At 60.2% G+C, this 14,689-nt stretch carries 15 protein-coding genes and 1 pseudogene; 7 read left to right on the top strand and 9 right to left on the bottom strand.

Annotated elements, in window-relative coordinates:
* Positions 1-98 precede the first annotated feature (98 nt).
* Positions 99-1,748, bottom strand: a pseudogene (locus tag AC0L2B_RS02680) (acetoacetate--CoA ligase); the annotation flags it as partial.
* Positions 1,749-1,904: 156 nt separating this feature from the next.
* On the opposite strand from AC0L2B_RS02680, the gene AC0L2B_RS02675 reads away from it, so the two are divergent.
* A complete protein-coding gene (locus AC0L2B_RS02675) occupies positions 1,905-2,087 on the top strand; it encodes a hypothetical protein (RefSeq protein WP_141246630.1) in 183 nt (60 codons plus the stop codon).
* Between the two features lie 43 nt (positions 2,088-2,130).
* On the opposite strand, the gene AC0L2B_RS02670 is transcribed toward AC0L2B_RS02675, so the two are convergent.
* Complete coding sequence (locus tag AC0L2B_RS02670) at positions 2,131-4,527, bottom strand: transketolase (RefSeq protein ID WP_473513612.1); 2,397 nt, start codon at positions 4,525-4,527, stop codon at positions 2,131-2,133.
* Positions 4,528-4,579: 52 nt separating this feature from the next.
* The gene (locus AC0L2B_RS02665) at positions 4,580-5,599 is read right to left on the bottom strand and encodes a 1-aminocyclopropane-1-carboxylate deaminase (RefSeq protein WP_473513614.1); all 1,020 of its coding nucleotides are present in this window, start codon (positions 5,597-5,599) and stop codon (positions 4,580-4,582) included.
* Positions 5,600-5,738: 139 nt separating this feature from the next.
* Between AC0L2B_RS02665 and AC0L2B_RS02660 the strand changes: the two genes are divergently transcribed.
* Positions 5,739-6,215 carry an Lrp/AsnC family transcriptional regulator gene (locus AC0L2B_RS02660; RefSeq protein ID WP_065008894.1) on the top strand — a complete coding sequence of 159 codons (477 nt, stop codon included), beginning with the start codon at positions 5,739-5,741 and terminating at the stop codon, positions 6,213-6,215.
* Between the two features lie 27 nt (positions 6,216-6,242).
* Here AC0L2B_RS02660 and AC0L2B_RS02655 read toward each other — a convergent pair whose 3' ends face one another.
* Together AC0L2B_RS02655 and AC0L2B_RS02650 are read right to left on the bottom strand one after the other, a co-directional pair.
* The gene (locus tag AC0L2B_RS02655) at positions 6,243-6,554 is read right to left on the bottom strand and encodes an alpha/beta fold hydrolase (RefSeq protein ID WP_473513616.1); all 312 of its coding nucleotides are present in this window, start codon (positions 6,552-6,554) and stop codon (positions 6,243-6,245) included.
* Positions 6,554-7,186 carry an alpha/beta fold hydrolase gene (locus tag AC0L2B_RS02650; protein ID WP_473513618.1) on the bottom strand — a complete coding sequence of 211 codons (633 nt, stop codon included), beginning with the start codon at positions 7,184-7,186 and terminating at the stop codon, positions 6,554-6,556. Before AC0L2B_RS02650 ends, AC0L2B_RS02655 begins: the two co-directional genes overlap by 1 nt.
* Positions 7,187-7,790: 604 nt before the next feature.
* Between AC0L2B_RS02650 and AC0L2B_RS02645 the strand changes: the two genes are divergently transcribed.
* Entirely contained in the window at positions 7,791-8,132 is a 342-nt protein-coding gene (locus AC0L2B_RS02645; RefSeq protein ID WP_065008838.1) for an acetyl-coenzyme A synthetase N-terminal domain-containing protein, read from the top strand.
* A gap of 1 nt (position 8,133) precedes the next feature.
* Here AC0L2B_RS02645 and AC0L2B_RS02640 read toward each other — a convergent pair whose 3' ends face one another.
* Positions 8,134-9,066 (bottom strand): alpha/beta fold hydrolase, encoded by a 933-nt coding sequence (locus AC0L2B_RS02640; RefSeq protein ID WP_473513620.1) that lies wholly within the window; start codon positions 9,064-9,066, stop codon positions 8,134-8,136.
* A 1,910-nt stretch (positions 9,067-10,976) separates the two neighbouring features.
* On the opposite strand from AC0L2B_RS02640, the gene AC0L2B_RS02635 reads away from it, so the two are divergent.
* The 3 genes from AC0L2B_RS02635 (at position 10,977) to AC0L2B_RS02625 (ending at position 12,297) form a co-directional block, all read left to right on the top strand.
* Entirely contained in the window at positions 10,977-11,651 is a 675-nt protein-coding gene (locus AC0L2B_RS02635) for a Crp/Fnr family transcriptional regulator (protein WP_473513645.1), read from the top strand.
* Between the two features lie 219 nt (positions 11,652-11,870).
* Positions 11,871-12,089, top strand: a complete 219-nt coding sequence (locus AC0L2B_RS02630) for a hypothetical protein (protein WP_065008840.1) — start codon at positions 11,871-11,873, stop codon at positions 12,087-12,089.
* A complete protein-coding gene (locus AC0L2B_RS02625) occupies positions 12,058-12,297 on the top strand; it encodes a hypothetical protein (RefSeq protein WP_473494795.1) in 240 nt (79 codons plus the stop codon). Before AC0L2B_RS02630 ends, AC0L2B_RS02625 begins: the two co-directional genes overlap by 32 nt.
* Positions 12,298-12,399: 102 nt before the next feature.
* On the opposite strand, the gene AC0L2B_RS02620 is transcribed toward AC0L2B_RS02625, so the two are convergent.
* From AC0L2B_RS02620 to AC0L2B_RS02610, 3 genes are all read right to left on the bottom strand, one after another.
* A complete protein-coding gene (locus AC0L2B_RS02620; RefSeq protein ID WP_473513621.1) occupies positions 12,400-12,651 on the bottom strand; it encodes a DUF6894 family protein in 252 nt (83 codons plus the stop codon).
* A complete protein-coding gene (locus tag AC0L2B_RS02615; protein ID WP_473744052.1) occupies positions 12,651-13,367 on the bottom strand; it encodes a Crp/Fnr family transcriptional regulator in 717 nt (238 codons plus the stop codon). The genes AC0L2B_RS02620 and AC0L2B_RS02615 overlap by 1 nt, the downstream gene beginning before the upstream one ends.
* A gap of 181 nt (positions 13,368-13,548) precedes the next feature.
* Entirely contained in the window at positions 13,549-14,043 is a 495-nt protein-coding gene (locus AC0L2B_RS02610) for a DUF2243 domain-containing protein (protein ID WP_473513624.1), read from the bottom strand.
* Positions 14,044-14,484: 441 nt separating this feature from the next.
* Between AC0L2B_RS02610 and AC0L2B_RS02605 the strand changes: the two genes are divergently transcribed.
* Positions 14,485-14,664 (top strand): DUF3606 domain-containing protein, encoded by a 180-nt coding sequence (locus AC0L2B_RS02605; protein ID WP_473513626.1) that lies wholly within the window; start codon positions 14,485-14,487, stop codon positions 14,662-14,664.
* Positions 14,665-14,689 lie beyond the last annotated feature (25 nt).

The raw sequence follows: 14,689 nt of genomic DNA, 5'->3' as shown, positions 1-14,689 counted from the left end.
GTAGGCGGGCGCCACTCCGCTGCTACAACCCCGTCGTTACTTGCTTCGTGATGCCGAAATACATTCGAGTGGCCATGATGTTTGCGCCAGACCGCTTATTAATCACTGCAGAGTGCTTCCAGCCCGGAATAGAGCTCCAGCGCTTCCGGGTTGGCCAGCGCCTCCTTGGTCTTCACCGACCGGCCGTGGACGACTTCGCGCACGGCGAGCTCGACGATCTTGCCGTACTTGGTGCGCGGAATGTCGGCGACCTGGATCACTTTGGCCGGTACATGACCCGGTGACGCACCGATACGGATCTTGGTCTTGATCTTGTTTGCGAGATCGGCGTCGAGCGTCAGGCCCGGTTCCAAACGGACGAAGAGGATAACCCGGACGTCGTCGTCCCAGTCCTGGCCGATGCAGATGGCCTCGGCGACTTCATCGGGCTGTTCGACCTGGTTGTAGATCTCGGCGGTACCGATGCGCACGCCGCCGGGATTGAGGGTCGCATCCGAGCGGCCGGGATGATCAGGCCGCCGTGTTCGGTCCATTCGGCGAAATCGCCCTGGCACCAGATATTGTCGAAGCGCTCGAAATAAGCCGCGGTATTTGGCGCCATCAGGGTCGTTCCAGAAACCCACTGGCATGGAGGGGAAGGCTTTGGTGCAGACCAGTTCGCCCCTCTCGCCACGGACCGGTTTGCTTCATCGTCCCAGATGTCGACTGCGAGGCCGAGGCCCGGCCCCTGGATCTCGCCCTTCCAGACCGGCTTGATCGGATTGCCGAGCACGAAGCAGGAGACGATGTCGGTGCCGCCGGAGATGGAGGCGAGCTGGACGTCCGGCTTGATGCCTTCATAGACGAATGAAAAACCTTCCGGCGAAAGCGGCGAGCCAGTGGAGGTGATCAGGCGCAAGTCGGAGAGATCGTGTGTCTTGAGCGGCTCGATGCCGCCCTTGCGCACCGCATCGATATACTTGGCCGAGGTGCCGAAGATGGCGAAGCGTTCCTCGGCTGCATAGTCCCACAGGATATTGCCCGAGGGCGCGAAGGGCGAGCCGAGCGTGGCGCCGCTCGCCAGACCCGAGGCCAGCCAATTCCTCATCATCCAGCCGCAGGTCGTGAACTAGAAGAAGCGATCACCATCGCCGACGCCGGAATGGAAGCGGTGTTCCTTGAGGTGTTGCAGCAGCGTGCCGCCAGCAGAATGAACGATGCATTTCGGCACTCCGGTCGTGCCCGAGGAGAACAGGATATAAAGCGGGTGGGCGAATGTCAGCGGCTCGTATTCCACGGGCCTCGCGGTGAAGGGAATGGTCGCGGCATCCATCATGCGGCCATCGGCGAGCGATGCGGCCAGCGATTCGGCGTCGCCGGCGTAACCCACGACCATGACGGGGCAGCCGAGCTTGGGCGCGACGTTCCGGACCTTGTCGGAGACGTCCTGCAGCTTGCCGTTGTACCAGTAGGCATCGCAGGTGATGAATAGCCCCGGCTCGATCTGGCCGAAGCGGTCGAGCACGCCCTGCTCGCCGAAATCGGGCGAGCAGGACGACCAGATGGCACCAATCGGAGGCGGCGGCCAGCATGCAGGCGATTGTCTCCGGCATGTTCGGCATCATGGCCGAGATACGGTCGCCCTTGCCTATGCCCATCGCGCGGAAGGCTTGCTGTAGCTTGGATACGGTGGAATGGAGCTGATCCCAGCTCCAGCGATAGCTCATCTTGTCCTCACCACCACGGAAGATCAGCGCGTCTTGGGGACCGTGCTTGATGAGCCGATGCGATGATTGCGCGACATTTGTGGAGGTCATTCGACGCACCACGGCCGGCTCGGTGGCGAACATGTTGGCGAGGCGGATTTCCTGATCACCGTTCAGATGGAGATCGGTTGCTTGCAATGAGGAGACCTCCGGCAAGCAATGTCGAAGCATCACGAGTGGTGGAACCGCGTGAAAGGCAGCGTGCCGGCCGATCCAGGACGACAGAAGCTCGTTGGCAACGGCCGGCAAACATACCGGCAATCGCTGTGGTTCCGCTTCTCGCATCACCGATCCTGCCTTATTATCTGGCTGGATACGCCGATGATGCTGGACAGCAGATAGCCCCGCACCGGCAGCTCTAGGCCGTTTTCGACATTGTAAAGTTTTATGGAAAAGACAGCACCAACGGATCAAATTTCGCTGGTCGCCCCTCAGTGAGTGCATTGACCGATGCGATGATCGCGTTGCGATCGATGCGAAAGTGGCTATAGAGGTCGCCGATCGTGCCTGTCTGGCCAAAATGCTCCACGCCATGTGGGATCGTCTTGCGGCCGACGACAGCGCCAAGCCATGACAGTGTCGCCGGGTGGCCGTCAATGACGGTGACGATTGCGCAATTGCCTGGGAGCGGGTCGAGCAGCGTCTCGATATGGCTCTTCGCATTGGCATTGCCGCGCGCCCGCTCGCGCTGCGCAGCGGTCCAGCCGGCGTTGAGCCGGTCAGCCGATGTCACCGCCAGCACCCCGATGTCGCGCCTCGTCTCGCCGATCATGCCGGCGGCGGCGATGGCCTCATCGGCAACCGCACCCTGGTAGGCGATGACGACTGAGCAGTTCGGCCCTGGCTTGCGCAGCCAGTAAGCGCCATCGACTGCACCCTGACGGAACGCATCGTCGACGCGTTTCACCGGCTGCTCCAACGGCTTGGTGGTCAGCCGCAGATAGACGGAGCCGCCGGTCTCGTCGCGCAACCAGGTGCGCTCATCGCGGTTGCCTTCACCGTCGCGCTGCAGATAGTCAAAGGCCCATTCCATGATGACGGCAAGCTCGTCGGCGAAGGCCGGCTCGAAGGCGGCAAGGCCGTCCTGGCTCATGCCGATAAGCGGCGTGCCGATGGATTGGTGCGCGCCGCCTTCTGGTGCCAGCGTCACGCCGGAAGGCGTCCCAACGATAATGAAACGCGCATCCTGGTAGCAGGCATAGTTGAGAGCATCTAGACCACGGCACACGAACGGGTCGTAAACCGTGCCGATGGGGATCAGTCGTTTGCCGAAGAGGGAATGGCTGAGGCCGGCGGCGCCGAGCAGCAGGAACAAGTTCATCTCGGCGATGCCGAGCTCGACATGCTGGCCCGTCGGCTTGAATTCCCATTTTGCGGTCGAAGGAATGCGATGCTCGATGAAGGCGTCGGCCATTGCTTGGCGTGCGAACAGCTTGCGCCGATTGACCCATGGCCCGAGGCTCGTCGTGCCGGTCACGTCTGGCGACGTCGTCATAATGCGTTCGGCCAGCACGCTCTTTCCCTTGGCGAGGTCGTCGAGGATCTTGCCAAAGGCGGTCTGAGTGGACACTTCGCGCGACGTGTCGACTTCGATCAACGGCACGTCGAGACGGGCGTCGTCATAGCGGCGGCGTCGTTTCGAGAAGAACGGAACGTCGGCCAGGAAGGATTTCAGCCCGGCGACATCCTTGACGCCGGCGAATGGCTCCCATTCCTGGCCCGGGGCGATGCCCATATGGGCTTGCCAGTCAGCGAACTGCTTGTTGTTCATTAGACCGCCGTGATTGTCCTTGTGACCGGCGATAGGCGTACCCCAGCCCTTGATGGTGTAGGCCAGGAAACAGGTCGGCCGGTCGTGGTCGATTGAGGCGAACACGTCGGCCATGCTCTCCACGCAGTTTCCGCCGAGGTTTTCCATCAGCGCGGCGAGTTCGGCGTCGCTGCGGTGATCGATGAGCGCCGACACGTCGCCCTGGTCGCCGAGGTCGTCCATTAGGCGCTTGCGCCAGATGGCGCCACCCATGAAGGTCAGCGCTGCGTATTCCTGGTTGGGACAGCGGTCGATCCAGTCGCGCAGTTTGTTTCCGCCCGGCTCGTCGAACGCCGCGCTTTGCAAGGCACCGTATTTTACCCTCACGACATCCCAGCCGAAGGCGTCGAAAATCTTCTCGATGCGCTCGAACAGGCCTTCGCGCACAATGCCGTCGAGTGACTGGCGGTTATAGTCGATGATCCACCAGCAATTACGCAGGTCGTTCTTCCAGCCTTCCTGCAGCGTCTCGTAGATGTTGCCTTCGTCCAGTTCGGCATCGCCCATCAGCGAGACCATGCGGCCGAGCTTTAAGTCCGCGCCCCACTCTTTCGCCTTCACGAAGTCCTGCACGATGGAGGCCAGCGCCGTGATGCCGACCCCGAGCCCGACCGAGCCGGTGGAGAAATCGACATCGTCAATGTCCTTGGTCCGGCTCGGATAGCTCTGAACGCCGCCATAGCCGCGGAAGTTCTCCATCTTCTCCCGCGTCTGGTTGCCCATCAGATAGTGGATCGCATGGAAGATCGGCGATGCATGCGGCTTCACCGCGACGCGGTCATCAGGCTTGAGTGCTGAGAAGTAGAGCGCCGTCATGATCGACACCATCGAGGCCGAACTCGCCTGATGGCCGCCGATCTTGATGCCATCCACCTTGGGGCGGATATGATTGGCGTTGTGGATCATCCAATGCGACAGCCACAGAAGCCGCTGCTCGATGGTCTTGAGGTGCTGTCGATGAGAAAATGTCATCTGTACTCCGATGCCAACTGCGATACCGGTTGGGCGATTCCCAGGGCGGGGGTCAGCCTTCCTTGTAATAATAGCTGTAACCGTTGATCGCCGGGGCGCCGCCGAGATGCGCGTAGAGCACCTTCGAGCCCTCCGGGAAGAAGCCCTTGCGGGTGAGATCGATCATGCCCTGCATCGATTTGCCCTCATAGACCGGGTCGGTGATCATCGCCTCGGTGCGCGCGGCAAGCCGGATCGCCTCGTTAGTCTCTTCGGACGGCACGCCATAGGCCGGATAGGCATAGTCGGGGTTGATGACGATCTCGTCTTCCCGGACCTTGCGGCCGAGACTGATCAGGTCAGCCGTTTTGTCGACGATCGAGCGAACCTGCGCGCGGGTCTGATCAAGCGTGCCCGACGCATCGATGCCGATGACGCGGTCGGCCCTGTCCTGCGCGGCGAAGCCGACAATCATGCCGCCCTGGGTCGAGCCGGTGACGACGCATACGACGATGTAGTCGAACTTGATGCCGAGTTCCTTTTCCTGCTCGGCCACTTCCTCGGCGAAACCGACATAGCCCAGCGCGCCGTATTTGTGCACAGAGGCGCCGGCCGGGATAGGATAGGGCTTGCCGCCGGCATCCTTCACCGACTGGATGGCGTCTTCCCAGCTCTTGCGGATGCCGATGTCAAAGCCGTCGTCGACGAGGCGGCTGTCAGCGCCCATCAGGCGGGTCATCAGAATGTTGCCGACGCGGTCGTAGACGGCGTCGTAGTGGGGCACCCACTTCTCCTGGATAACGACGCACTTCATGCCGATCTTCGCCGCGGTCGCGGCCACCATACGGGTATGATTCGACTGCACGCCGCCGATGGACACGAGTGTGTCGGCTCCCGTTTCGATGGCATCCGGCACGATGTATTCCAGCTTGCGCAACTTGTTGCCGCCCATGGCGAGACCGGAGTTGCAGTCTTCGCGCTTGGCATATATCTCGACCTTGCCGCCCAGCGCCGCTGTCAAGCGTGGTAGATGCTCGATCGGCGTGGCGCCGAAAGTCAGAGGATAGCGATCGAATCTGTCGAGAAGGGACATCGGCTCGTCTCCGTGAATTTGTGAGCAAACTGTAGACATTTCTTCGCGGAAGGTGCTCTCGAAATTTGGCTTCTGTATTCCATATTTACCAGCGCTATGATAGATTGTCCGAAAGTTCACCTTAGCGATGGGCCTGAAAGTGGAAGATTCTTTCTCAGGCGCTTTGGACCGTATCGACGTCAAAATCCTGCGCGCGCTGCACAATGATGGCCGTCTGACGAATGCTGAGCTCGCGACGCGCGTCAACGTCAGCGCGGCCACCTGCCACCGGCGCACGCAGCGACTTTTCGAAGACGGCTACATCACCGGTGTGCGCGCCGATATCGCGCCCGCGGCGGTCGGTCTCGGCGCTCTGGTCATGGTCGGCGTGGTGCTCGATCGCTCGACGCCGGAGAGTTTCGCCGCCTTCGAAGGCGCCGTGCTCGAGATGAAGGACGTACTGGACTGCAACCTCGTCGCTGGCGATTTTGACTACCTCCTGAAGATCAGAGTCCGCGACATGGCGGACTTCAACAAGCTGCACGGCCAGAAGCTGATCGCGCTGCCGGGCGTCCGGCAGACGCGCACCTTCTTCGTCATGAAGGAGGTCAAGGAGAACGCCCGCCTTTCGTTCTGACTTGACCAGGAGGTACGATGAGACCGATCAGGTCTTTTTCACAAACTTCGACAGGATTGCGTTGAATTTCTCGGGATACTCCCAGAACATCATGTGGCCGCCGAATGACTCGAACGTTGACTTCGGGCAGTTCGCGGCGATGAACGGCTTGGCGACCGCCGACCAGTGCTCAGCGGCGACATGCAGCGAGGGGATCTTGCTGTCCACCAGGTTGGCCTCGGCCAGGTAGTTGGCGAAGGACACATCGGCGATGAGGTTCGCCGCGATCAGAGCCGGCACTGCATTTGACTGCTCGAGCAGCCATGCCGTGACTTCCGGCGTGAGATCCTTCTGGATCATTACGTTGTCGGCATACCACACGATGACGTCACGCAATCCCTTCTGAGATTGAACGCCACCAAAGAAGCCAGCGAGATCCTTGAAGCCGCCTTCGATCCAGACGCCGGGTTCGGTCGTCGTGCCGACCGGCGGCATGTCGATGTTGACGAGCCGGCGAGCTTGTCGGTGCCGTTGTTTCTCACATAGTGCCATGCAGCCAGCGCGCCGGCGGACCAGCCGACGAGGACGGGTTTCTCAACTTTCAACTGACCGAGCAGCGCAGCCAGATCCTGTGCGTGGGTCGCATAGTTGTTGCCTTGCAGCGTTACGGTCGAACGGCCGTGGCTGCGCGGGTCGAATGAGATCACCCGGTTGGTCGCGGCGAAATGTGCGAACTGATGCTCGAAGACCCTGGTGGTTAACGTCCAGCCCGGCACGAAGACGATCGCAGGGCCTTCGCCTGCCTCTTCGTAGTAGAGATCGACACCAGGTTCGACCGCCAGATATTTGCCAACCAGCTTGGGCGCAGCGGCTTTTTCTTGTGCGTTCGCAGCTATGCTGGCGGTCAGCACCGCGGCGGAGGCAGTTACTCCGGCCAGCATCGCCTCGCGTCGGGTCATTGCAGCTTTCTTCGAGGTTTCATCTTTGTCCATTTCATTTCTCCTTCATCGACTGAGCCCGTCGATCTGACCACACGGACGTCTCTCCTGCCGCCGCGAAGGCGCAGGATGGCATGGATATTAACGAACAGCGGCTGAAATGTACTTTCATTGTTTACTGCTGGATATTATGAATTGAGCTAATAGAGCCGTAAGAATGTTCTGATCGCGCAGAAAACCAATAAAAATTGGAAGAATCATTCAGGAGTATGAGATTGTTCGCGGCGGGTTTTGAACTCGCCGAAGCGATGCGCGCCCCGATGGATGAGCAGGCTACTCGATCAGCATGAGGTCGATGAGAGCTGGCCCAGCTCAGTGCGGTGGTGTCCGGCCGCCTTCAGCACCCCCGTTCGCGCCGGGCGCCGCCTCGAGGTAGCCGACAAAGCGGATTATCGGCCGAAGGATTGCAAGGGAGATGGTCGCGCATCAGCTGTGGGAAGCGGCGAGCCGCGGGACGCGGGCGTTAATCTGTTCGGTTAAACGCCGAGAAGGCACCTAGTGGCACTAAGGCGAAATCTGGTGGTGTTGGGCGCCTGCGACGCATCGGCCTGTTATCTACACCGCGGCCGCATAACATTTGGTTCAAAGGAACTCGTCGATGATCGACTCACCCTTATTTCAGCCCAGCACAGACGAGATTCGCACGAGCGCAATCACGAGGTTTCGCGAATTCTGCACCTGTACCTACAAGGCTGATCTACCCGACCATGATGCGTTTCATCAATGGTCAATCGATGAACGCGGCACTTTCTGGTCTGCCGTCTGGGATTATTGCGGCGTGATTGGACAGCCCGGGCCACGCGATCTCATCAACGGCGATGTTATGCTCCACGCTCGCTTCTTCCCCGACGCCAGCCTGAACTTCGCCGAAAACCTCCTGCGCATCTTGCCGGCGTGGTCCGCGCGCGGGTGGCTGAAATGCGTGTCGGCGGTGAAGTAGATCATGCAGGGTCCCCGCCGCCCGCAGCGGCGACCTTGTCAATCATGGCGAGAATAGCTTGCGGTGCAGCGTGGTGGACCATGTGGCCGGCCTGCGGGATGATATCGGCAAAGGAACCGTGAATCTCGGCTTGCAGTCGAACAGCCTCGGCCTGGGCGTCGAACAGCCGGTCGCCAGCGCCGGCAACAATACCGGTGGGCAGCGACAGCTCATTGTACCGGGCGGAGCGGCCGCCGGCCAGTGCTGCGACCAGCATCAATGCCGACTCCGCAGCGATCGAGCGCAGTTGCGAGGGCCGGCTGGCGACGTCCTTTGCCGATGAAGCATACTCTGCAGAGATTATGCCGGGGCGGAATATCTTGGCCATGGCCAGCGGCCAGGTAAGCCGCACAAGCAGCGGCAGCAAAGTGTGGCGGACAACACCACCGGCGACAGGCAAGGCCGGCAGCGCCGCCAGTGCGAGGCCCAGGCGCGGCGGTGGATGATAGTAGCCGGAAACAAGCACGATGCCGGCGACCGAGGCGGGACGAAGGCGCGCCAGCTGGATAGCCACCGACGCACCCCAGGAATGTCCTAGAACGAGATATCTTTCGATCCCAAGCTGTGCGACGGCGGCATGAATGAGATCGGCTTGCGCGGCCGCCGTCCACCATTTGCCTCGCGGCCGCGCGCTCCTGCCGAAGCCCGGCCGGTCAAAGGCGAGTACCCGGTATTTCCTAGCCGCCGCGTCGAAGATGCCGCTGGTCTTGAAATCCTCCGCCGACGAGCCGTTTCCGTGCAGCAGGATCAACGGCATCCCGCTGCCCTGCTCAAGGACGTGCAGGCGTACTCCTGCCGCCTCGACGAAGCGCCCCGACAGATGCGAGAAAAGCGCGCGTTTGGCGCGCGCGCCGTTGTACAACGCAAGGCCAGCCAACCCGGCGCCAAGCAGCATGGCGGCTGCTGTTGCCTTATTAGTGCCGCGGACCACTAGCGGCCACCGCGCGCAATGTGAACAGACGTTACCACTCTCGACATGCCTTGCTGTTGCCGAACTGCCGCGCATGTCGGCGCGCCGCTTACCAAGTGCATCTTTGCTCTCCGATTGAATAGCTCCGATTTCTCGGCGGCAGCCTAACCCACCTGATCGTCAGTTGTTCCCCCTGAAGAGGTTCAGCTGGTTTTTCCGCTCGTCTGAGCTTTCAAAGGGGAACTTTGAGTGGGACGCAGGTTAAGACGTTTGGCACCGAAAGGGATCCCAACCATGACCGCGCAGCATAGAAATCGGGTCGCACCATTGCCGATCCGAGCAGATGCAACGCACCCGTAGATAAGGCGAGGAATCTCCGGCTCTTGTTGAGCTAACGCACAAGAAGAGGATGCGAGATGGCAGGAAAAGATAGCGAGCAGTTTGTCGACGATCCCGTCTACGAGGCAAGCCTGGAGTCCTTTCCGGCGAGCGGATCCGCCCGGATGGGTGCCGCTTCGGATCGGTGCAGTCGATGTTCAGGAGTTGCTCAAAACGGATCGCGTCGCACGGGCAGTCTGGAACGAAGCCCTGGCGCAGGCTGCTTCGCATGCTGCGAGCGCAGAGTGCAACGATCTTGCGGCCGACATCCGTTCTATGCAGCGGGAAGAGCCTCGATAAGGGGCTACCAAATCGGATTTCCCGGATTGTCCGCCGTGGTCACGGCGCTTGGTGCGGGCGCAGTTCCGGTGCGCCGGCTCTCCGGTTCAAAGGGCGCATCATCCGCTCCTCACTCACACCCGAACAGGTAGCTCGGCTTCAGGAGGCGCTGTCAAGAGCGAGGGCCTCCGACATGCGCCATCCGCCGGCTCAGCAAGTGCGGCCTAACCGCTCGCCAAAAGGCGCCTGTACCGACAGATCGGAGGACAAACCAGCGGGAAAGAAGAGGCGTAACGGAAAAAGAAAAACACGACAGACAGGAGCGCACCACGGATGCTGCACGGGCATTCACAGGTTGAGCGCGGCGCAAGAGATGCGAAGGCGACTCGGTTGCGAGAGCAACGACTTAAGGCTAAATCCGATCGTCCTGCTGCAATAGTGGCAAACCGAAGAGGCACCCGATCGGCAACAAGAAAGCCCGCCGCGGGAGGGGACCGCAGCGGGCCTTTGAGGAGCACCTTCGCGGCTATATCCTGGAGAGGGATCGACCGCTACGGTTGTAATGCGCAATCCCTGTAACGGTTCCTTACTTTTGCGGACGCGGTGTGTGCCGGCCTCGCGAGTATTGTACGTTGCGATCCTAATTTTTCGCAAGTTTTTTGCCCTACTTCAGGAACACATGCTCGACACGAAAGTTCGGCACGTGCAGCTATTGTTCCCTCCCAATGAACGGCTGCAGATCGGCCCGATGCACCGATCGGCCCGCGTCCTCTCCCTCCAGGGGCGCGGGCTTTATTGCCCGCACGGAACACCAGGCGTGTGCGTTCGCCGGCATGAAGCGACTTCTCAGCGAGTGGCCGCTTTGGCAGACACAGGCCTTGGGCCGGGTTGGCGGTTGTTCTGGTTTCCTAGCCATCGGCGTCGCACTGCTTGCCTGGACAGTTAAAGGTTTATCGTGCCGTTTCCCGGCAGCATGAGGCATCCACGAAAGCCATCGGTGTCGACCAGTCAGACAGCATCGACTCTCCGCGCCGATCGGCGTAGGTTTCTCTTATCGGCGATAGATTTCACGGGCATCGCTGGCTGTGAGCGAGCATCGTGCTTCCGCCCCAATTCGGGAGGGAGCTATGAGCAGCCCCAACACCTCAAAAATTGGCCTCGTCCTTTCAAAGGACCGCGCCCGCCCGCAGCCAACTCGCCGCCCAGAAACTGCATATAGAAATCATTTGCTGCGACGCATGGCTCCGGCCGACCTGCGATTGCTGAGGCCTCACCTTCAAAGCAGCTTTCTGCCTCTGAGAACTCAGCTCGAAACCGCAAACGCCGCGATCGAGGCCGTCCACTTCTTTGAGGCGGGAATCGGCTCGGTGGTGGCGAAGCTTCGTCCGGTGATTGATGCCGAGGTTCGCCTCATCGGCTTCGAGGGCATGACCGGCTCGGCGCTGATCATGGGTAGCGATCGATCCCCGCACGACTGCTACATTCAGGTGGAGGCCGAGGTTCTCAGCATGGACGCCGAGCCATTCAATGAAGCGCTTTCCGACAGCCCGACGCTGCGGCTGTTTCTGCTGCGCTATGTGCATTACGCGCATATCCAGGCGAGCTACACCGCCCTGGTCAATGCGCGCTTGAAAATAGAAGAACGGCTGGCACGTTGGCTGGTCATGTGCGACGACCGCATCGAAGGCGACCGGCTGCCGGTTACCCATGAGTTCCTGTCAGTCATGTTGGGAGTACGACGGCCGGGCGTCACCGTGGCACTTCAGTTGCTGGAGGGCCGCGGCCTGATCAGGTCAAATCGTGGAGAGGTTATTGTCCGCGACCGAGATGGGCTCATCGCCTTGGCAGACGGCTCATATGGGCAGCCGGAGGCAGAGTATGCCCGCTTGATCGGTGATCCGGCATCCACATGATCTCAGGGCAACGGTCACGGCGGCCGTCTCCTGTATGCCGAGACATCGGAAGGTCGCACTTGGTTTCTAAGAGCCACGGCATTTGATAAAAACGTACAAACGTTTTTCAAGACTCTATGCGCCCATTGCCTTACCCTCTTCCGATCGGCGCTAATCACTCTCGGGTACCGCCCGCGGTTAGCGACTAACGCGATTCCGCCCCAATGAGAGGAAAGGCATATGGTCGGCCTTAAGTCTGCAAAGAGTGGCATTGCCTTTCCTAGTGACCTGACTTTGTTGAAGCAGGTCTTTGATCGTGTTTGCGTTGAGGAAGGTATTCCCGTCGGTAGCGAGCAGGCGGAGCGCCTGAGCGTTAGCGCAATGGAACTCTTCTCAGATGGCGAATTTGACGAGACGGCAGTTCTTTATGAACGCCTTCGACTCTATGCCCGATTGTAGCGCGGAAAGAAAAGCGTTGACCTCCCAACATCAGGAAGTCCTGACGAGCCTTGTCGCTCGGTATGAAATCCTCGTGTCGATCCAAGACAGGATCGTTGAGCACGACCGGCGGTTCGGCCTGGCTTCCGAAGTGGACGAAGGCCTTTTAGATCGGCTGTTCGTATCGCTCGGCAAAGCCCGCACCGCCTTGATCCGCGAGGTCGGCTAAAAGCCCGGTCCTCGTTCACTGCACAGCTACGAGCGGCTGGTGCGCCGCATGTTCAACCGCGACGTCGAGGTTCATCTTTGTTGGATGTCGGCGAGACGGCATTTACTCAAGCGGTTCGATCACCAGCGACAGGCTAAGCCTCAGAACCTTTCTGCCACTCTCGTCCCTGATATCCATGATGAGTTGCTGCCCATCGAGACCTTTCAGTTCGTCCTTTGCCAGCTCGGTCAATCCTTCGACGGCTGCATTGCGCGCTGCCTCAATCCCCTCGCATTCCAGACCCGTATTGTCTTCCACGAGATGCTGGCGATCGCCGCTATCAAAGAAATACCTTGGCATATTGGCTTCCGTCATTAGAATGCCACGTCCGGGTCCTTCTGGTGCAGGTAAGTCGGATCAAAGTCCCCTGCCTGAACCAAACCCGGCCAATCGACGGCACGGAACTTTGTACCTGACATCGCGATCAGCCCGTCGCCTCGTAGCGCCTGAAGCGTGCGGTTCACGTGAACCACGGACAAACCCACCGCATCACCAAATGCTGCCTGGGTGATCGGCAGATCCGCGACGTGGTCCTCAATGCGTCCAGCAAACCTTAACCGCACAATGAGTTCGCATAACATGTGGGCCATACGAGCGTAGGCGTCCCGTCTCCCGACGTTGGTGACCCATTCCCGGTAGATTGCAGCGTCAATCAGGGTCGATCGCCAGAACGCGGCTGCAACGCGCGGGCGCTGTTCGCAAATCGAGCGAAGAGCGCTGTGGCGGATTAACCCCAATCTGCCCGGCGTCATGCTGGAGAAGCTGCAATCCATGACTGCCAGATGGATGCCGTGCAGATCCGGGAGATCGCCGGCGACAAAGAAGCTGGTGATCTGCCGCTTTCCCTCACCTGTGTGCTTGTATGAACATACTACGCCGTCCAAGACGACAAATGAGTTGGTTGGCCGATCGCCTTCTATGAGGATATCCCTGTTAGCCGGAACATCCTTCTCCTGAATCGTGAGGCCTCCTAAGGCTGCGGCGTCATCATCGCTGATCTCAGCGATGCCACGCAGCTTGCGGATGAGCACGTCCGAGGAGAAAGCTGGACACAAGGACTTGGTTACCTCCGTGGGTGTTACCGGCCGAACTTGCATTCGCCTCAGATGTTCCACGCTGCTGATGCGGATAAGAGGTGGACACGCCCGAGATGAAGCTGCGCATCTGGCATCTGCGCGGCGATCGCGCTACTAGGCAGGCACCTCAACGCAACTAGCCTCGCGAGGCACGCCTGCCCTGCCTCCACAGCCTCCACCCGCCGACCAACATAAGCGCACCCCAAAGCAGGAAACCCAAATCCCAGTAGATCCATTGCTCCCGCGGGACGGTCTCGTTGACATGGTGGATGGCCAGGATCTGGTGATCCACCAGCCCTTCGACGAGGTTGAACAAGCCAAATCCGATGAGCATTGTGCCGACCAGCATCTTTCCCGACCACCAAAGGTGCGATTGATGCGCGGCGCGCCAGAGCAGGAGCAGCCCAAGCACAACGAACAGATAGGTGGCGGCGTGGAACAGGCCATCGAGGAGCGTGTTGAATCGTAGGTTTTCGACGCTGTCGGCGGGATAGCCGGCGCTGGTTAGCATGTGGTGCCACTGGAGCAGCTGATGAAAGACGATGCCGTCGAAAAAGCCGCCCAAACCAAGGCCAAACAGAATGCCTGCGAGCGTGGGAAACTGGCGGGGCTTCGCATCCAGGCTTGGCACAAGTTATTTCCTCCTCGGGCGAACAAGCGCAACGCCGACGACCAACTTTCGTTGCCGCGGCCCAGCGGAACCCGTTCCGTTCACTCTGGCTAATGTAAGCCGATCGCCGAGAACCGAATAAGTGCGTAATCGCGCCAATGTCGCGTAGATAGCGCAAGCTTGAGGAGTTACCAGACCCCTATTTCCGCTCGCCGAACTCTGCCCGTTTCCAGGCGTCGTGCGACGATCGTCGGGTGGAGTCTGGATGACCTCCGCGTCTGTGCGGCCAAACTCCCGGCCGATTTGAAATGCCGCATACAGCGCGCCAAGACCGATTAAGAACCGAAGCATTTGGGATCTCATTCGGCGGTAAAACTACACGGCCGGCAGTTAGTTCCACAGGGGCGGAACCACAACGTTGAACATCCGTTGCACTGACCGTGGGTCAGGAGGACGCAACAGATGGCGCACAAGAGGACGAGCGACACGAGCCGAGTTAAGAAGGGTGCAGAACTCGAAGTTGAGCACCTGGCGGAGGTGACAGATGTGACGCCCAAACAGGCGCGGGCATTGCTTCGCAAGCACGGCGCGGACTGGCAGCGGCTGAAGCACGAAGCTGAAGAGTTGAAGAAAGACGAATAGTCGGGTTCCCGATCTCCGGCCCCTT

Source organism: Mesorhizobium sp. WSM4815, from assembly GCF_055811575.1.
The sequence above is the reverse complement of the archived record's forward strand: the minus strand, read 5'-3'. Positions and strand labels throughout refer to the sequence as shown.

What these genes read in the sequence shown, in the direction of transcription:
- AC0L2B_RS02665 (WP_473513614.1), bottom strand. Translation starts at nt 5,599, where the DNA reads ATGTCCCTTCTCGACAGATTCGATCGCTATCCTCTGACTTTCGGCGCC.
- AC0L2B_RS02670 (WP_473513612.1), bottom strand. Translation starts at nt 4,527, where the DNA reads ATGACATTTTCTCATCGACAGCACCTCAAGACCATCGAGCAGCGGCTT.
- AC0L2B_RS02675 (WP_141246630.1), top strand. Translation starts at nt 1,905, where the DNA reads ATGTCGAAGCATCACGAGTGGTGGAACCGCGTGAAAGGCAGCGTGCCG.
- AC0L2B_RS02640 (WP_473513620.1), bottom strand. Translation starts at nt 9,066, where the DNA reads ATGCTGCTTGGCGCCGGGTTGGCTGGCCTTGCGTTGTACAACGGCGCG.
- AC0L2B_RS02605 (WP_473513626.1), top strand. Translation starts at nt 14,485, where the DNA reads ATGGCGCACAAGAGGACGAGCGACACGAGCCGAGTTAAGAAGGGTGCA.
- AC0L2B_RS02655 (WP_473513616.1), bottom strand. Translation starts at nt 6,554, where the DNA reads ATGATCCAGAAGGATCTCACGCCGGAAGTCACGGCATGGCTGCTCGAG.
- AC0L2B_RS02625 (WP_473494795.1), top strand. Translation starts at nt 12,058, where the DNA reads ATGAACGCCTTCGACTCTATGCCCGATTGTAGCGCGGAAAGAAAAGCG.
- AC0L2B_RS02620 (WP_473513621.1), bottom strand. Translation starts at nt 12,651, where the DNA reads ATGACGGAAGCCAATATGCCAAGGTATTTCTTTGATAGCGGCGATCGC.
- AC0L2B_RS02635 (WP_473513645.1), top strand. Translation starts at nt 10,977, where the DNA reads ATGGCTCCGGCCGACCTGCGATTGCTGAGGCCTCACCTTCAAAGCAGC.
- AC0L2B_RS02650 (WP_473513618.1), bottom strand. Translation starts at nt 7,186, where the DNA reads ATGGACAAAGATGAAACCTCGAAGAAAGCTGCAATGACCCGACGCGAG.
- AC0L2B_RS02630 (WP_065008840.1), top strand. Translation starts at nt 11,871, where the DNA reads ATGGTCGGCCTTAAGTCTGCAAAGAGTGGCATTGCCTTTCCTAGTGAC.
- AC0L2B_RS02645 (WP_065008838.1), top strand. Translation starts at nt 7,791, where the DNA reads ATGATCGACTCACCCTTATTTCAGCCCAGCACAGACGAGATTCGCACG.